Origin of the sequence: Paenibacillus sp. FSL R7-0179 (assembly GCF_038002265.1) — a bacterium.
GTDB lineage: Bacteria > Bacillota > Bacilli > Paenibacillales > Paenibacillaceae > Paenibacillus_AQ.
Window position 1 is genome coordinate 498,887 of sequence record NZ_JBBOCC010000002.1, and the last position, 15,688, is coordinate 514,574.

15 protein-coding genes are annotated in these 15,688 nt (G+C 53.5%); 13 read left to right on the top strand and 2 right to left on the bottom strand.

Annotated elements, in window-relative coordinates:
* Positions 1-30 precede the first annotated feature (30 nt).
* From MKX63_RS18845 to MKX63_RS18880, 8 genes are all read left to right on the top strand, one after another.
* The gene (locus MKX63_RS18845) at positions 31-831 is read left to right on the top strand and encodes a type II secretion system F family protein (protein WP_445321858.1); all 801 of its coding nucleotides are present in this window, start codon (positions 31-33) and stop codon (positions 829-831) included.
* Between the two features lie 18 nt (positions 832-849).
* The gene (locus MKX63_RS18850; RefSeq protein ID WP_341019220.1) at positions 850-1,722 is read left to right on the top strand and encodes a type II secretion system F family protein; all 873 of its coding nucleotides are present in this window, start codon (positions 850-852) and stop codon (positions 1,720-1,722) included.
* Positions 1,723-1,735: 13 nt separating this feature from the next.
* Positions 1,736-1,924, top strand: a complete 189-nt coding sequence (locus MKX63_RS18855) for a Flp1 family type IVb pilin (RefSeq protein WP_036696953.1) — start codon at positions 1,736-1,738, stop codon at positions 1,922-1,924.
* Positions 1,921-2,586 carry a TadE family protein gene (locus MKX63_RS18860; protein ID WP_341019221.1) on the top strand — a complete coding sequence of 222 codons (666 nt, stop codon included), beginning with the start codon at positions 1,921-1,923 and terminating at the stop codon, positions 2,584-2,586. Before MKX63_RS18855 ends, MKX63_RS18860 begins: the two co-directional genes overlap by 4 nt.
* 142 nt (positions 2,587-2,728) lie before the next feature.
* Positions 2,729-4,975 (top strand): hypothetical protein, encoded by a 2,247-nt coding sequence (locus MKX63_RS18865; protein WP_341019223.1) that lies wholly within the window; start codon positions 2,729-2,731, stop codon positions 4,973-4,975.
* Between the two features lie 13 nt (positions 4,976-4,988).
* Entirely contained in the window at positions 4,989-5,987 is a 999-nt protein-coding gene (locus tag MKX63_RS18870; protein ID WP_341019224.1) for a TadE/TadG family type IV pilus assembly protein, read from the top strand.
* Between the two features lie 25 nt (positions 5,988-6,012).
* Positions 6,013-6,522: an A24 family peptidase gene (locus MKX63_RS18875; RefSeq protein ID WP_341019226.1), complete on the top strand. Its 510-nt coding sequence runs from the start codon at positions 6,013-6,015 to the stop codon at positions 6,520-6,522.
* Positions 6,523-6,561: 39 nt separating this feature from the next.
* On the top strand, positions 6,562-8,274 hold the full coding sequence (locus MKX63_RS18880) for a DUF6382 domain-containing protein (RefSeq protein ID WP_341019228.1): 1,713 nt from the start codon (positions 6,562-6,564) through the stop codon (positions 8,272-8,274).
* A gap of 42 nt (positions 8,275-8,316) precedes the next feature.
* Here the strand turns inward: MKX63_RS18880 and MKX63_RS18885 are convergent, their stop codons facing one another.
* On the bottom strand, positions 8,317-9,219 hold the full coding sequence (locus tag MKX63_RS18885) for a TIGR01777 family oxidoreductase (protein ID WP_341019229.1): 903 nt from the start codon (positions 9,217-9,219) through the stop codon (positions 8,317-8,319).
* Between the two features lie 22 nt (positions 9,220-9,241).
* Positions 9,242-9,706 (bottom strand): DUF2621 family protein, encoded by a 465-nt coding sequence (locus MKX63_RS18890; protein WP_341023114.1) that lies wholly within the window; start codon positions 9,704-9,706, stop codon positions 9,242-9,244.
* Positions 9,707-9,878: 172 nt separating this feature from the next.
* Here MKX63_RS18890 and MKX63_RS18895 point away from each other — a divergent pair, with 172 nt between their 5' ends.
* From MKX63_RS18895 to MKX63_RS18915, 5 genes are all read left to right on the top strand, one after another.
* Positions 9,879-11,006 (top strand): deoxyribonuclease IV, encoded by a 1,128-nt coding sequence (locus tag MKX63_RS18895; RefSeq protein WP_341019231.1) that lies wholly within the window; start codon positions 9,879-9,881, stop codon positions 11,004-11,006.
* A 45-nt stretch (positions 11,007-11,051) separates the two neighbouring features.
* Positions 11,052-11,948: a formyltetrahydrofolate deformylase gene (gene purU / locus MKX63_RS18900; RefSeq protein WP_341019232.1), complete on the top strand. Its 897-nt coding sequence runs from the start codon at positions 11,052-11,054 to the stop codon at positions 11,946-11,948.
* 275 nt (positions 11,949-12,223) lie between these two features.
* Positions 12,224-13,006 (top strand): SAF domain-containing protein, encoded by a 783-nt coding sequence (locus MKX63_RS18905; RefSeq protein ID WP_341019233.1) that lies wholly within the window; start codon positions 12,224-12,226, stop codon positions 13,004-13,006.
* 31 nt (positions 13,007-13,037) lie between these two features.
* Positions 13,038-14,102, top strand: a complete 1,065-nt coding sequence (locus tag MKX63_RS18910) for a hypothetical protein (RefSeq protein WP_341019234.1) — start codon at positions 13,038-13,040, stop codon at positions 14,100-14,102.
* A complete protein-coding gene (locus tag MKX63_RS18915; RefSeq protein ID WP_341019235.1) occupies positions 14,099-15,673 on the top strand; it encodes an ATPase, T2SS/T4P/T4SS family in 1,575 nt (524 codons plus the stop codon). The genes MKX63_RS18910 and MKX63_RS18915 overlap by 4 nt, the downstream gene beginning before the upstream one ends.
* Positions 15,674-15,688: the final 15 nt, after the last annotated feature.

Genomic DNA, 15,688 nt, shown 5'->3' on the forward strand with positions numbered 1-15,688 from the left:
CATTCCGCTGTAAGGCGACACAAAGGGTTCATTAAGAGGAAAGCGCCCGTGCTGCCGGTTAGCACATCTCAAGGGGGCGAGCAGGTGCTGCTGCCGGATTATACCGTATACGAGCTTACCTCCCTGCAAAGAATGCTGGTTATTCTGGGTACCGGAGCGGTATTGTTCGGTATTGGTTACCTGTTCTATCACCGGCTGATTCTGGCGGCACTGCTTGTCCCCGGAAGCGCATATGGGCCGCGGCTGCTGCGTAAATATCTGCTGCAGCGCCGCAGGGCTGCGCTGAATCTGCAATTCAAGCAGATGCTGTTCTCGCTCTCATCCTCGCTCTCTGCCGGACGTTCGGTGGAGAATGCCTTCCGTGAGGCCGTGCAGGATCTGCGGATGCTTGACCCGGAGGGCGCAAGTGACATGATCTCCGAGCTGAATATTATCTGTGCCCGGATGGAGAACGGGGAGCCGATTGAAGATGCGCTGTATGAATTCAGCAAAAGAGCAGGAATGGAGGATGTGGAGCGCTTCGCAGATGTGTTCATGGTCTGCAAGCGTACGGGCGGTGATCTGGTTGAAATCGTACGCCGTACATCTTCGATCATCGGCGAGAAGCTGGATATCCAGCAAGACATAGCGGTTAGTATAGCCCAGAAGAAATTCGAGGCGAAGGCGCTGCTGGTCTCTCCGCTGATGATGGTGATGTTCATGAGTTTGAGCGCCGGAGACTATATGCAGCCAATGTATACTGGTGCAGGAATAGCGGTGTCTACACTGGCGCTGATTGCACTGTTCCTCTGTTACCTCTGGACTAATAAGATCATGAATATTCCTCTGTGAAGGAGGGGGAGTGAAGGGATGTCATTGATCTGCGGTACCATTCTGCTTCTGCTTGCAGCAGGCTGGCTCATTCTGAGGATGAGCTGCGGCAGCCGTTATGCTGCTCTGCGGGAGCTGCCCATGGAGGGCCTGCGGCTGCGGCGGCTGGGAGAGCCTCTATTGTTACTGGTTGAAAGGGGCAGAATCGCCAGTTATCTGCCGTCTGTGATGTTCAGAATACAACGCTCGCTACAGCGGATCTATGGTATGCGCTATAGCGCAGAACGGACCTTGCTGTTCATGGGGGAGATGCTTAGCTACAGCTGGCTGCTTGCCGCAGGCGGAAGTGCGCTGACAAGCTTTACGGGAGAGCAGGCGGGAATAATTCTCGGTGGGCTCTTGGCAGTTGCACTCCCGGTGGCGATGGTTAGCGATCTGCACAAAAAGGTACGTGTACGGGAGCAGAATATTATGCTGGAGCTCCCTGAGCTGCTGAACAGTATTGTTCTGCTGGTAGGCGCGGGTGAGACGGTTCAACGGGCAATTGTCCGCTGTGTGAACAGCCGCCAAGGGGACAGTGCCCATCCGCTCTACGCTGAATTAATGAAGATGACGGCTGAATGGGACGGCGGTTACTCCTTCCAGCAGGCGTTCGAGAACTTCAGCAAGCGCTGTGCCGTGCAGGAGGTCTCCATCTTCACAACTACAGTGCTGCTTAATTACCGCAGAGGCGGGGCCGACTTTGTTCTGTCACTGCGGGATCTGTCACGGATGCTCTGGGAGAAGCGGAAGGCGATCAGCCGTACACGCGGGGAACAGGCATCGTCGAAGCTGGTTTTTCCGATGGTGGTTATCTTCTTGATTGTGATTGTGCTGGTGGGAACACCAGCGATTATGATGCTAAAAATGTAGGAGGTAGAGGCGAATGTTAACACAGATGGCAGAAGGAGCAAAAAGCTTTTGGAAAGATGAGGAGGGGCTGGGGACACTGGAGATGATTCTGATCATCGCTGTACTGATTGCAGTCGTTCTGGTATTCCGTGAGGAGATTGTGAAGGTGGTGAAGGATCTGATCGGCACGGCCGGAGATAAGAGTCAGGAAGTCTTTGAGTGATTCCGCTGGGAGAGGATGAGGGGAGCTTCACGATCGAGGCTTCACTTCTGCTGCCGATGCTTATGGGGATTACGATGGTGCTGCTGTTCTTCTCCCTGTACAGCTATCAGAAGTCGATGCTGCTGCAGATTGCCTCAGCTACTGCGGAGCGGGCTGCTTATAACTGGGAGAATAGTAACCGGGCGGTAAGCGGAGAATTTCAGACCGGAAATGTTGATCCGCTGTACTGGAGAATCGGTGAGGATGGACTGTTGGCTTCGCTATTCGGTTCAGGAGCAGAGAATGGCAGTACCGCCATTACGCTGTCTGATAGTGCTGAAGAAGGAGGTCCCCTGCCGGTAGTAAAGCTGCGCCGGGCATCACAGATGGTGCCTGCCGGATTACAGGGGGAAATGAGCTATGTCTACGGATTGACTGGCCGCAGAATCAGTACGGAGCTGAAGAAGGTGCTACATCTGCCTGTTCTGGATAATCTGCTGGCTGATAGAGCCGCGCCTGAGGTGTATGCCAGCTCCTACGTTACGGAGCCTGTTGAATTCATAAGAACGGTGGATCTCATGCGCTACTACGGGTCGAAGTTCAAGCAGCATTCCTCCGGCGGCAAGGAGAGCACTGGTATGGAAAAGAAGCATGCAGCCCTGATGCTTGATAAGCTGCATTAAGGATGGCTGGTGATGTAGCAGCGTGGGACGGGGTGTTCAAGAATAAGGTTAAGGGGAAGTTCGGATGCGTATTTTCAGTCACGGGAGGTTCTTAAGTAAGCCATCTCGCCGGAGCCGCTGCTTGGATTATGGAGGTAATCCTATGAACAATACTCCGGGCAAAGAGTTAGCCGGAGATAGATTCAGAGGTCTCCGATCGGCGGAAGGTTCGGTATCGGTCTTTCTTATAATGGTGCTGGCGTTTGTATTTCTTTTTAATGCTGTGCTGATCGATTACGCACGCATTGCGGCGGTAAATGTACAGGAGGAACGCCTGGCGAGAGCCGCTATACGCTCTGTAATGTCCGCTTATGATATTGAGCTGCGTGAGAATTACGGCTTATTCGCTTTCGGCGGCGGGGACGGCAATCAGCTGCTGTCGAAGGTGCTTAATGACAATCTGTACGAGAGCGGACGGGGGGATGCCTTTAACCTGCTTCCCGTGATGGTCGATTCCTCTTCACTGGACTGGAGCCGCCCGCTGGGCACCTATGAGGTCTTCCGGCGGCAGATTATAGAAGAGATGAAATACAAAGCTCCGGTTGATTTCGCCCTGGAGCTGGCAGGCAAGCTTAAGCCGTTATCGGCGGCGATGACTGAGGCTTCACGGACAACAGAGATACTGGGTGATTTGCAGCCCTTATATGATCAGCGTGAGGAAGCGCTGGATCTTATGCTGAAGAAGCGCAAGGAAGCTGCTGACAGTGCACAGAGTCTGCAGAAGCTGCTGATGAATCCTCCGGGTGACCTTATTCGGGAGCGTTCGCTTGCATCCTTGGCCGCAAGCTCCGATATCCCGGCGATGTACGGGGATTATGTCAACAAATATTATGACGATTATTACCGTCCCCCCAAGACAAGGCCGAAGTACACGGCAGTGCTATCGCAGTATCAGGTTCAGGTTGTTGAAGTAACAGGCAAGATACCGGCAGTGCTGGCTGACTTCCAGGAGAAAAACAGCCGTCTGCTGGATGAAGCAGAGACTGCCTTTAAGCAAGTGAACGCACTGAACCTTCAGATGAAGAGTGTCATTGATCAGGCAGAGGCGAATGTGAGTGCTGAAGGGGATGATCCTGCCCGTAACTGGGACATTCCGGACACGGCCGGAGAGCTTAGCTCAGAGCCTCTTAAGAAGCTGAAAGCACAGGTGGAAGGTCTTATCCTTCCTCCGGCTGAGCTTAGCGGGATGGGCAATAACATCGGGGTACAGCGAAGTACCGCGCTTCCCTTGGAGCCGCTGGTCGCTGGCTTGCCGGCAAAATTAAGTACAGCATCCGGGCTGTATGCCGACTATTCTCTTATGAGTGCAGGGGTTCTTAATGCTTCCAGAGCTGTTCACGGCTATATAAGCAGTTATGGGCAACACGGTACTGTTATAACGCAGGAAGCGGAGCAGATTGAGAGACGCCGCACTGCTGACAGCCAGCGCAAGCAGATAGAAGGGCAGGCGAAGAAGAAGCTTGGCGATGCGATGAAGCTGCTGGATCAGATCCGCGCGCTGGGAAGCAGCGCACATGAAGCGAAGGAGCAGTATGGTAGTCTGCGTCGATACTACCAGCAGAATATCGCCTTTAACGAAGGTCTGGAGCAGGAGCAGGGAGCTGCTGTGAATAATGGTGATCAATACGCTGCGGGCAAGTCGTCCATGAAAGATATGGATGGGATATATGGTGCTATGGGCAGTGTGCTGTCAGGGGCCAGAGACCGGCTGTACCAGACGGAGTACTCTGCGATGTATTTCCGGCATTTCGATCTGTCTGCGCTAACCTCACTGGCCTCCGGGTCTGATGAAGGATTCGGTGAGCAGCTGGGAGAGCAGTTGAAGCCGCAGGCGCAAGAGCTGGAATATATTTTGTACGGATTCTATAATCCTGCAGGCAATGTGGCAGCCGCTTATGGAGAGATCTTTGCTCTGCGGCTGGCTGTGCGGACGATGGAAGGCCTGATTGAGAAAGCCGGTATGGGGAATCCGCTTATCGTCCTGGCTGCCGCGCTGCTGTACGGCATTGAGCAGGCTATCCAGGATATGATTCAGCTCTGCACCAAAGGAGAGATCCCCTTATCGAAATACATGACCGCACAGCTCAGCTATCGTGACTACCTGCGGCTGTTCCTCCTGTTGCATGGGGGAGGAGAAGAACAGCTGTCCCGGATGCTTGCGCTGATCCGCCTGAATACCGGTATCAATCCGGTAGAGAAGTATACATATGCCTCTGCCCGGATCACGATGGGCATGAAGCTTTGGTTTCTGCCGGGTGTAGTGAAGCTGGTGAATTACAGTACCGGGCTGCCAGGAGATGTGCGGGGCAAAGTGTATTTCAGACAAGCAGCAGCTGACTTTTCTTATTAAGGGGGACGGTGGAATGAAGCGCTGGCTGAGGAAATCGCCGGACCCTAAGGATGAAGGCAGCATGGTTGTGGAGGCGGCACTGATTCTGCCTGTGTTCCTGTTATTTGTTCTGTTCCTCATCTTCATCATTCAAATGACCTTGTATTCGACAGCGCTGCAGAGTACGGCTTCTGACACTGTCAAAATAATCTCAACCCATATGTATCCCGCAGCTCTGGCAATGCAGCAGCAGGAGGGGGAAGACGGCGGGGGAGATGAAGCCAAAGAAGCAGGTAAGGGTGAGCGCTCAGATGATGCGGAGTCCTCCAGCATCTGGAGCATTCCACGGCTGTCGATAACGCAGTGGAGTGAGGACTACGTGGAGAAGCTTCCGCAGCCGATGGAATCCTGGGTCAAGGCTGTGGTCCGGGAGGGAGAAGGGCCGCTGCAGAAGGTGCAGGCGGGAGCATCTGAGGCCGCACTGGATCTGGTGCTTAAGCCGATGCTGCGGCCGTATCTCTCCTCAGACCTGCTTGAATATAGCAGGATTCATGTATCCAATGTCACTGTACCCGATCTGAGGCAAGGGACGCATCCGTATTTCGGCATGGTGGTCAGCTATGAGCTGCCCATGCGAGTCCCCTTCCTGAATGAAAGAATCGTGCTGGAGGCCAGCGCAGTTGAGCGCTTATGGGTCGGCAACACTGATTCTTCCGGGGAAGGAAATCCGGCTGAGCCTGCTGAGGAGACCGGGGACATTATGATTCTGGAGAAGCCTAATCCTGGAGTAGCGAATCATCAGGGCATCATCAAGGTGAAGGTGCCTCCCGGAGCATCGGCTAATCTGTCGATCTTTTATAAGAGCGGCCAGAGTACTGCCAAGTATCTGGGCTGGAAGCAGGCGGATGAGCACGGGTACATCGAATGGGAATGGAAGATCGGCGTGAATACTACGCCGGGTACCTGGCCCTTTGTGGTTAGTCTGGCTGATGGAGCTACGCTTCAGGCGACTTTTACAGTAGTCAAAAAATAAAAGAGTAGAGAAAAGAGGAGCACGGATGACGGAATGGGCGTTATGGGGCTGCCTGCCGTTCCTGACAGCAGCATTATTCACAGATATACGCTGGATGAGAATTCCTAACTGGATTACACTGCCTGCGCTGATCGGCGGACTGCTCCTGCAGCTGATTATTAATGGCTGGCAAGGACTGCTGTTTTCACTTTGCGGCAGCGGAGCGGGCTTTCTGCTCCTGCTGATTATGTATTTTGCCGGGGCGGTGGGGGCTGGCGATGTGAAGCTCTTTGCGGCTATCGGTGCTTGGACGGGAGTGCTTTTCTCGCTCCAGGTTATTCTCTATTCGGTGCTCTTGGGGGCAGTCGTGGGCTGGATTATCATTCTGTACAGAAGGGAGACAGGACGCAGGCTGCGGAGCATGATTAGCAGAACAGCCGGGTTCCTGCTGCTTCGTAATATGAGTCTGGTCAAGGGCCGGGAGGGAGAACTGCTCCGGTTTCCTTTTATGCTGGCCGTGTTTCCGGGCTTCATCTGTGCCTATATATATTTCTAACTTGGAGCTTATCGTTGACAGCTTAGGAGGTGAAGAGATTTGTTTGGACTAGAACGGGATTTCATCCAGCAGGACGGAATAACGATGCTGCTGGACAGATCCGGGGGGCTGAGCGCAGGAGAACTGAATATGGTGCAGGCCCGGATGCTGATGGCCAGCGGGATACCGCATCATTTACGGTTGCTGCTTAGAGAAATAGATCTGAAGGTCACACTGGAATACACGGTTGCAAGACGTAAAATGCTTGGAGCTCTGCTTAAAAGCGGCAAGCTGAGCATGATGGAATTCTTCGGGCTGATGCTGCAGATCGCTGCCGGGATGGAAGAGGGACAGCTGTATATGCTGCGTACAGAGCAGTATGCGCTTCATGAAGATTTTATCTTTATCGAAGGTCCGCTAAGCAGCGGCAAGGTCTTCCTGACTTATATTCCGTTGGAACTCACTGAGCCTGCGCAGAAGCCGGGAGAAGCCTTGAAATCGCTCATTATGGTCTTCATGGGAGCCATTCAGGAATTATCGGGTGACGGGATTCAGCGGCTGCTGCAATATTGCGGGGAAGAAGCTTTTAGTCCGGCGGGGCTGAAGGAGCTGCTTGCAGAAATGCTGACAGAGGTAACTTCCCACAAGGTCCATATTGAAAGTGTTGAGCCTGCACATCTAAGTCCAATGGCTGGCGCAGGCACCTCTGCCGTCGTGTCGGGAACGAGTATAGACTGGGCGCAGTCTACAGCTAGCAGGCTGGAAGAACCGGGAAGGGAGAGGTACGCGGCAACAGCGTTCTCCCGTGCACATGAAGATAAGGAGATGCAGCCTTCCGGTTCGATACTTAATTCAACGCCTTGGATGAGCGGTACGCCGCAACTGAAGCGGAAGGAGGAAGTATCAGGAGTTCAGGCAGCAACGGGTACAGCAATGAGACCTGCTCAGGTTGAGGACAAGCAGAGTCCTTACAGGACATATATATTGCTGGGGGCCGTGCTAGGAGATGCATTACTATGGAAGTTTCTCTATCTGAATGATCCCCGGACACTGTGGCTGGCAGTATGTGCTGGGGTGACTCTGATACTTGCGGCTGTATGCTGGCTGGTGTGGAGTGGGAGGCTGGCTTGGGGCGAAGCAGAGGAAGAGATGGATGCTCTGGAGGAGGGGCCGGAGGATTATAACAGTACAGCCCGGAACCGTAAGCTGAGAAGCGAATTGGAGTGGGATTTCAGCAGGAATACGGTAGATCAGCATCGCTCTCCTGCACCGGTCTACACTCCTCAGCAACATGAAGCAACTGTGGAGAAGAGCGGATTCACAGCCGCACCAGCCGGCAGACAACAGACTCCGGCGGGGATGACCGCCAGCAGTCCGCAGAAGAAGGAAGCGGCGATGGCTACAGCGTTGCTGACCCGGGAACCCGTTCAGGCTACAGGGAGCAGACTTCCCCAGGCCGGAAGGACAGTGCCTTATCTGGAAAGAAGCGACCCGGATGACGGGGAAGCTCCCGAGCGAATTGAGCTGAACCGGCCCAGCTTCATTATTGGACGCTCCTCTGAAGTGGCTCAGTACATTGAGAAATCGGAGGGGGCTTCACGGGTTCATGCTGAAATCTCCAGGGCCTCAGGAGGTTACATTCTGAAGGATCTGGATTCCAGGAATGGGACGCTGCTTGCAGGCGAGGCGATGGTTCCCTACAAAGAATATCCGCTGACCGAAGGCAGTGTGTTCACCATTGTTAAGGGTACCTACACCTTTCACACAGCGTAGCAGAGATAGATGGAGCAGATCGACTGGTGGGTTTGCAGCAGCCTACTGGCTTTTCAGTTGCTCCAGAGCAGGCTGTAACGTGGGATAGTTGAAGGTGAAGCCGTGATTAATTGCTTTGGAAGGAAGCACACGCTGGCCTTCCAGCAGAATCTCTGACAGCTCGCCTACAGCGGTTTTTAGCAGAAACGCCGGAAGGGGGAACCAATGCGGGCGATGGTAGACCTTGCCGATCATCCGTCCGAACTGTTCATTAGTGACCGGCTGTGGAGCCGTGGCATTAACGGGACCTTCGATTTCAGGCTGAAGAATGCAGAATTCGATCAGGCGCACAATGTCTGTCAGGTGAATCCAGGACATCCACTGCTTGCCGGTGCCGATTTTGCCGCCGAAGCCAAGTGAATAGGGCAGCTTCATTTTGGGAAAAGCACCGCTCTCATTGCCTAGCACAACCCCGGTGCGCAGCTTGACCAGCCGGATACCGGCATAGGCTTCATCTGCAGCCTCCTCCCAGGTCTTGACCACCTCGGAAGGGAAGTCGACAACCCGGGTCTCAGAAGCTTCGGTATAGGTATCCTGTACGGATGTACCATAAATGGCGATTGCTGAGGATTGGATGATCACGCTTGGCTTATGCTGGAGTGAATTCAGCAGCTTTCCGGCAGCGGCAACGGTTTCAAGACGCGATTCCATAATCGCCTGCTTCCCCTTAGGGGTCCAGCGTTGACTGAGCGAAGCTCCGGCAAGATTAATCAGCGCATCTGCGCCTTCTGCCGCTTCAGGATTGGCTGCCAGGCTGTCCCAGGTGAGATAGCTAAGTCCGGGATGCTCCAGCTTGTTCTCGGGGGTCTTGCGGCCGACACTGATGATCTGATGTCCGCTGTGCAGCCAATATCCGGTAAGCTCGCTGCCGATGAATCCGCTGCCTCCGCAAATGATATATTTCATAGGGATTGCTCCTTAATATACTTTATTTAACCAGATGCTTGTAAGGCGCGTAGTCGATGCCGTTCTTCTCCAGGAAGGTGATCAGGAACCTGTTGTCACGACGGGGAGTGGCAATAATGTACCCTTGGATACAGTGCTCACGGGTAACCTCCGTTGCTTGGCTCTCTACAGCAAGCTTGCCGATCTCAGCAGCGATAGAGTGCTTGGCAATGTCGCGGAACGGGCTGGGCACCGGCTGTACAAGCTGGTCCAGAAAAGACTTCATCTCGTCGCTCCACAGCGGACGGCTGCGTTCCACCCAGTAGTTCTGCCAGTCCAGCTTGGATTTGCCGTCAGCCTTGGGCAGCACCTTCAGAAATTTGCGGAACATAAAATAGCCGCCGATGCACATGCTGCCCAGCAGTAAAAAGGTCCAAAATGCGATAGAGTTCATAAACCAGTTGCTTGGAGACGTGGACAATAAGCTTGAAGGTAAATGGAAATGCATGAATACACCGCCTTTGACAATGATGATTGTCACTTTCCTTTTGCTCCTCTTGAGTATAGCGTATTTCCTTAAGTTTGCGAAGCGGAAGCGGCCTTCCCGGGCTTGCCTAGATTTATTCTTCCGATCACGGTAGAATAAGGGTTAATTCGTGAAGGAAAGAGGGAAATTAAGCATGCTGAAAATAGGTTCACATGTGTCCTGCGCGGACAAGGGTCTCCTGAGCGCGGCCAATGAAGCAAATGAGTACGGATCTACCTCGTTTATGATATATACGGGAGCGCCGCAAAATACGCGCCGGAAGCCGATTGAGGCGATGTTCCCCGAGGAAGGCAAGCAGAAGATGCGGGAGAATGGTGTCGGAGAGATTGTGGTTCACGCTCCTTACATTATTAACCTGGGCTCCTACAAGGAGAATACCTACCAGCTGGCAGTAGATTTCCTGCAGGAGGAGATCCGCCGGACCCATGCGCTTGAGGTTAAGCATATTGTTCTGCATCCGGGTGCATTCACCGATAAGGATGCTGATTACGGCATTCAGCGTATTGCAGACGGCCTGAATGAGGTGCTGGGCGGTACGAATGAGACTGATGTGCATATCGCACTGGAGACGATGGCTGGTAAAGGAACGGAGATCGGCCGCACCTTCGAGGAGCTTGCCTCCATTATAGATAAGGTCGAATTTAATCAGCGGCTATCGATCTGTCTGGATACCTGTCATATTCATGATGCCGGATACGATATCGTGAATGATCTGGATGGGGTGCTGAAGAAGTTCGATGATACCATCGGCCTGGAGAGGCTGGGCGTAATCCATCTTAATGACAGCAAGAACCCGCGCGGAGCGGGCAAGGATCGTCATACACCGATTGGCTCCGGCTACTTAGGGTTCGAGACGATTAACAATGTAGTCCGGCATGAAGCACTCGCAGGTCTGCCGTTTATTCTGGAGACACCCTGGATCGGCAAGGATGCCAAGAAGCTCCGTCCCATGTATGAAGTAGAAATCGCCCTGCTGCGCGGCAATGTCGCTGAACGCTTCGGTGCAGAATTCCTGCAGGAGCTGGAAGAGCTGCATGCTTTTTTTGCCAAGCAGGAGCTGGATTCCCGCCGTTATGTGCTGGAGGTGTGGGAGCTGCTGAAGAATGACGCCAAGGCCAAAAAAGCAGATCCCCGTGAACCGCTGGAACGTCTCTATGATCAAGTCATAGCTGCCGGATTATTCCCTCAGCTTAGTGAGGAAGCCGTTAATCACCGGCTGATCGCCTGGCTTGCAGGCAAACAGCTGCTCGTGAAGGCATAGACCCGCATAGATAACGCAAGCAGATGAGAGGATGAACGGAGAACTATGGAATTACATGTGAAGAGAGAGCATTCAACAGGCAGACCTTATCCCGACCGGGCGCGTATGCTTATATCTTGTCCTGACGGACCGGGGATTGTAGCGGCGGTATCGCATTTCTTGTATCAGCATGGCGCGAACATCGTGCAGTCGGACCAATATACGATGGACCCGGACGGCGGAATGTTCTTCATGAGAGTAGAGTTTGACCTGCCTAAGCTGGATGAGCGGCTTGAGGAAGTACGTAGCATCTTCGGCGGTGTTGCCGAGCGCTTCAAGATGGACTGGCAGATCTTCAAGGTAAGCCATAAGAAGCGGCTGGCGATCTTCGTCTCTAAGGAGGACCATTGTCTGGTGGAACTGCTCTGGCAGTGGCAGGCGGGCGACCTGGATGCAGATATCGCACTTGTGGTCAGCAACCACACCGATATGCAGGCTTATGTGGAATCCTTCGGTATTCCGTTCCATCATATTCCGGTTACCGCAGAGACGAAGGCTGAAGCTGAAGCGCGTCAACTGGAGGTTATCGGTGAGGATATCGATGTGATCATATTGGCCCGGTACATGCAGATTATCTCCCCTTCATTCATCGAGCATTACCGGCACCGGATCATCAATATCCATCATTCCTTCCTGCCCGCCTTTGTCGGCGGTAAGCCTTACGCCCAGGCCTATCAGCGTGGAGTCAAGATCATCGGGGCGACTGCCCATTACGTGACCGAGGAGCTGGACGGCGGGCCGATTATCGAGCAGGACGTTCAGCGGGTCAGCCACAGTGATGATGTGAATGAACTGAAGCGCATTGGACGTACTATTGAGCGGGTCGTTCTGGCCCGCGCGGTCAAATGGCATATTGAGGACAGAATTCTCGTGCATCACAACAAAACAGTAGTATTTAATTAATCAACCTTATCTTGCAGTCAACGTTACAACCACTCCGGTAAAAGTCAGCAACCCTGCTTAACGCAGGGGATATAGAACATCGTTCTGGCCTGACTTTTACCGGCATTCATCTTCAGCGGGAGCTTCCCGCAGCCTCAGGCTTCACAACCTCACAAGGATAATCTAATACACTTCTCAACCACTAAGGTAAAAAAGCATTTTACCGGCATTTTGGACATAAGCGCCAAGATGTATTTTGCTATGTGCAGAAATCACATTCAAAGGGGGTAAAGGGCTTGTCAACAAAGCGCGGACGTCTATTAAAACGCAATTATTTCTTCGCCGGACTCATCCTGCTCATCGGCTTCGGCGGACTGCTCGGCTATGATCTCTACTTCAAGCCTTATGTACTGTCACAGACCGTTGTCAAAATCAAGGTGGATGGCGGGGGCTTCCTGCCAAAGAATCATGAGCTGACAGCGGAGAATCTCTATCTGGATTCCGTACAGACCAAAGACATCCCGGCAGGGGTCGTCCGTAGTCTGGAGCAGGTGGAATGGAAGATTACGAATGTTAATCTGACGGATGGCAGCATTCTGACCGAGTCGCTGGTGGATGTAAGCGAGTTGGAGCCACAGCAGGACGAGGGGATTTTTCCGATCCCCAAAGACGCCATCTATGCCATCAACGGTTCGCTCCGCAGCAGGGATAAGGTAGATATCTATCTGGTCGAAGGAGACTCACCCGCAAAAGAACGCAGAGGATACAGTCCGGCTGCTACTGCATCTGTAGCTACTCCCGGAGGAGGGCCGGCTTCAGACGCTTCTTCCCTGCTGGAAACAGAGGCTCCGCCGGAAATCCCTGCGCGCAAAGTATTCTTAAGCGGAGTGACAGTAAACTACGTGCGGACGGAAGACAACAACGATGTACTTGACTCGGAGAATGGCAACAACAATAACCGCTTTACTTCGACCGGGAAGGTGGCAGCCCCGGAGCTGAAGCTGAAGAAGAGCGACGGTGAGCTGTTAGGAGCATATCTCGAGCAGGGCAAGAAGCTATGGATTGTCCGGGTGGAGTAGAAGAGCAGACAGAAAGGAGGAGGAATGAGACTTGAGAATATTCAGTCTGGGCATAGATCAGCTAACGATCAACGAGATTAAGCTGGCAGGCTTCACCGTTATTGCCCAAAGTGTGCTGCCGGAGCCTGAGCATGCCATGGGGCATCTGTTAATGGTAACGAGTGAGCAGGTGCCTGTAACGGGACTAAGGGAGCTGAGAGGGAGGTACCCGGACTCTTCCATTTTGTACATCTATCTGCAAAAAGGGGTGCGGGGTTACCAGGCTATACATATGCAGTGTGAGAGTCTGGGCATATTTTTCATGCCTCCGCGCTCAACCTCAGCGGCAATCATCGATAAGCTGCGCTATATGCTCGAAGATGAGCATAAGGAAAGCGGCAATGTGGTAGGCTTCTTCGGCTCGGGGCCGGGGATTGGCTGCACGAGTATTGCCAAGCTGTTCGCCAGGAGGATAGCGGCTTCGGGGCTGCGGGTGATTATGCTGGGTCTCAACCTGTACGATCCGGGCTATGACCGGAAAACGGCGGTTAGTCTGGACAGGCTGCGGCCGCGGATTACCGGCAAAATGCTGCATGATGAGGATTTCAGCACGCTGGTGAAGCAGGAGGGTTATGCCTATCTGCCCGGGAACTTCGATTATCTAAGCGCCCAGGATTATCAGGAGGAGGAGATCGAATACCTGCTTGCGAGAGCAAGTGAAAGTGCTGAGGTGGTGATTGCTGATTACGGGTCGATTCCCGAGAGCGCTGCGTGGTATGTGGGGATGCAGAAGTCGGTGCTGCGCATGATCGTCACACACCCGCGGCATGAACACAGGCTGCAGCCCCTGATGGAGCTTGCCGGACATATGGATCTGCATCCGCAGGACTTCCAGTGGATTATCAACCGCAGCAATGTGGAGGAGCTAACTTCACCGAAGAACCTGGCTCTGCGTTTTGGCAGCGAGCTTCTGCTGGAGCTGCCGTATTATCCCTCTTTTCCAGAGAGCCTGCCGCTGGGCAAAAAAGAGCTTCAGCAAGTGGACGATAAGGTCCACGCATTGCTTGTATCACTGGGCCTCACACAGGAAACACGTAAGAAGGGGATATTTCAATGATGAACAACCAGGATGACAGCTTGCCGTTGCAGCAGAAGCGTGTGCTGTCCGGATGGGCTCTGCTTGACCCTGAACAGGGCAGGAGGAAGGAGCAGCGCGACGAGAGCTTACTGGCGGTGCCTGGACTCGCGGACGGAGGGCAGAGCAGACAGCTATTCTCACTGAAGCAGAGCGTACTGCGAACCAGCAAGCCCGGCAAAGAGGACTTCTACAGCTTCCTGCACACCATGAAAAGTGAAATGAACGCCGGTCTGGAGCGTGAGGATGACGGTTATTTCGAACTGAATGCGAAGGCGCTGATTGGTGATCCGCAGGCAGTCAGCTTTTTCATGAACGAGATTGAGAAATATCTGCGCCGGACCCCGTTTACCGGAAAAGTGCCAGAGGCTTACCGCACAGCCGCTGAAGCGCTGTTTCATGAATGGAAGGGCTTCGGCCCCGCCTACCGCTGGTTCACAGACCGGGCCTATAGCGAATCCACCGGACTGCAGATGATCGGGCGGCAAATTTTTTATAACCATCAGGGGAGGTTTGTGGCGTATCCCTATGAGATGCCTTCGCTCGACCGGGTGGAGCAGCTTAAGCGCTCTCTTCTCAAAAGTGATCCGGGCAAGAAGCTGAACAAGGATAATCCTTCCGTGGAATTCAAAATGGATGATCCTCTCTGGCCCGGCCGGTTCATCCGTCTGGCCATCTGGGTCTCGCCGCGGGTCTGGGAAGGCTTCACTACCATCTCGCTGCGGCGGCAGGTCGTGGAATTTCTGGATCTGGATGATCAGGCCGGCACGGAATGTATTCCTGCGGAAGCGATTGAGCTGATTCGTGCGCTTACCGGGACGTTTCGCAACACGATTATCGCGGGGGCCGTAGGTTCGGGCAAAACCACTTTTGCCAACACGATTGTCGGCGAGCAGCTGCTCGGCTCCTCTTCATGCATGGGCGTCGTGATGATCGAGAAGCACCCGGAGTCGATTTTACCGTATCAGATCAAGGGCCACCGGATCATTCCTATTCAGGCGTCTAATGAAGAATTGATGGAAGTAGGTGTGGAGTCGCTGAGGCATGACCCGAATATTCTCTATATGACAGAAATGCGATATAACGAGTGGGAATTCTACCTGTGGAGCGGCGAAAAGGGCTATGACGGCATTACGGGCACCTTTCACACCGTAGATTCGGAGGATATTCCATATCAGGGAGCGTTCGCTGTATCTACACGGATTGGCGGGAGTCTGAAGGGGCATTTAATCTCAGCGCTGAAATCCTGTGAGCTGGTGTTTATTCTGGAGAGTGTCCCGGATGGCAAGAAGCGGCTCACACGGATCTCCGAGGTCTTTTATGAAGAGGCCAGTAATTCGGTCTTCGCGAACGATCTGATGCGCTGGGAACCGGAGCAGGCAGGCTGGACCTATAATGACAAGCTGACCCAAGCGCTGATCGCGAAGATGAAGAAGAAGAACGCCAGAGCGGCACGGATGCTGCTGCAGGAGCTTGGACATCTCGCTGCGCAGAAGCCGATGACTGACCCGCTGAAGGAGAGCCTGAAGTCCAAAATCGTTTTGAACGAATGAGAGGAGGGAGTGCCT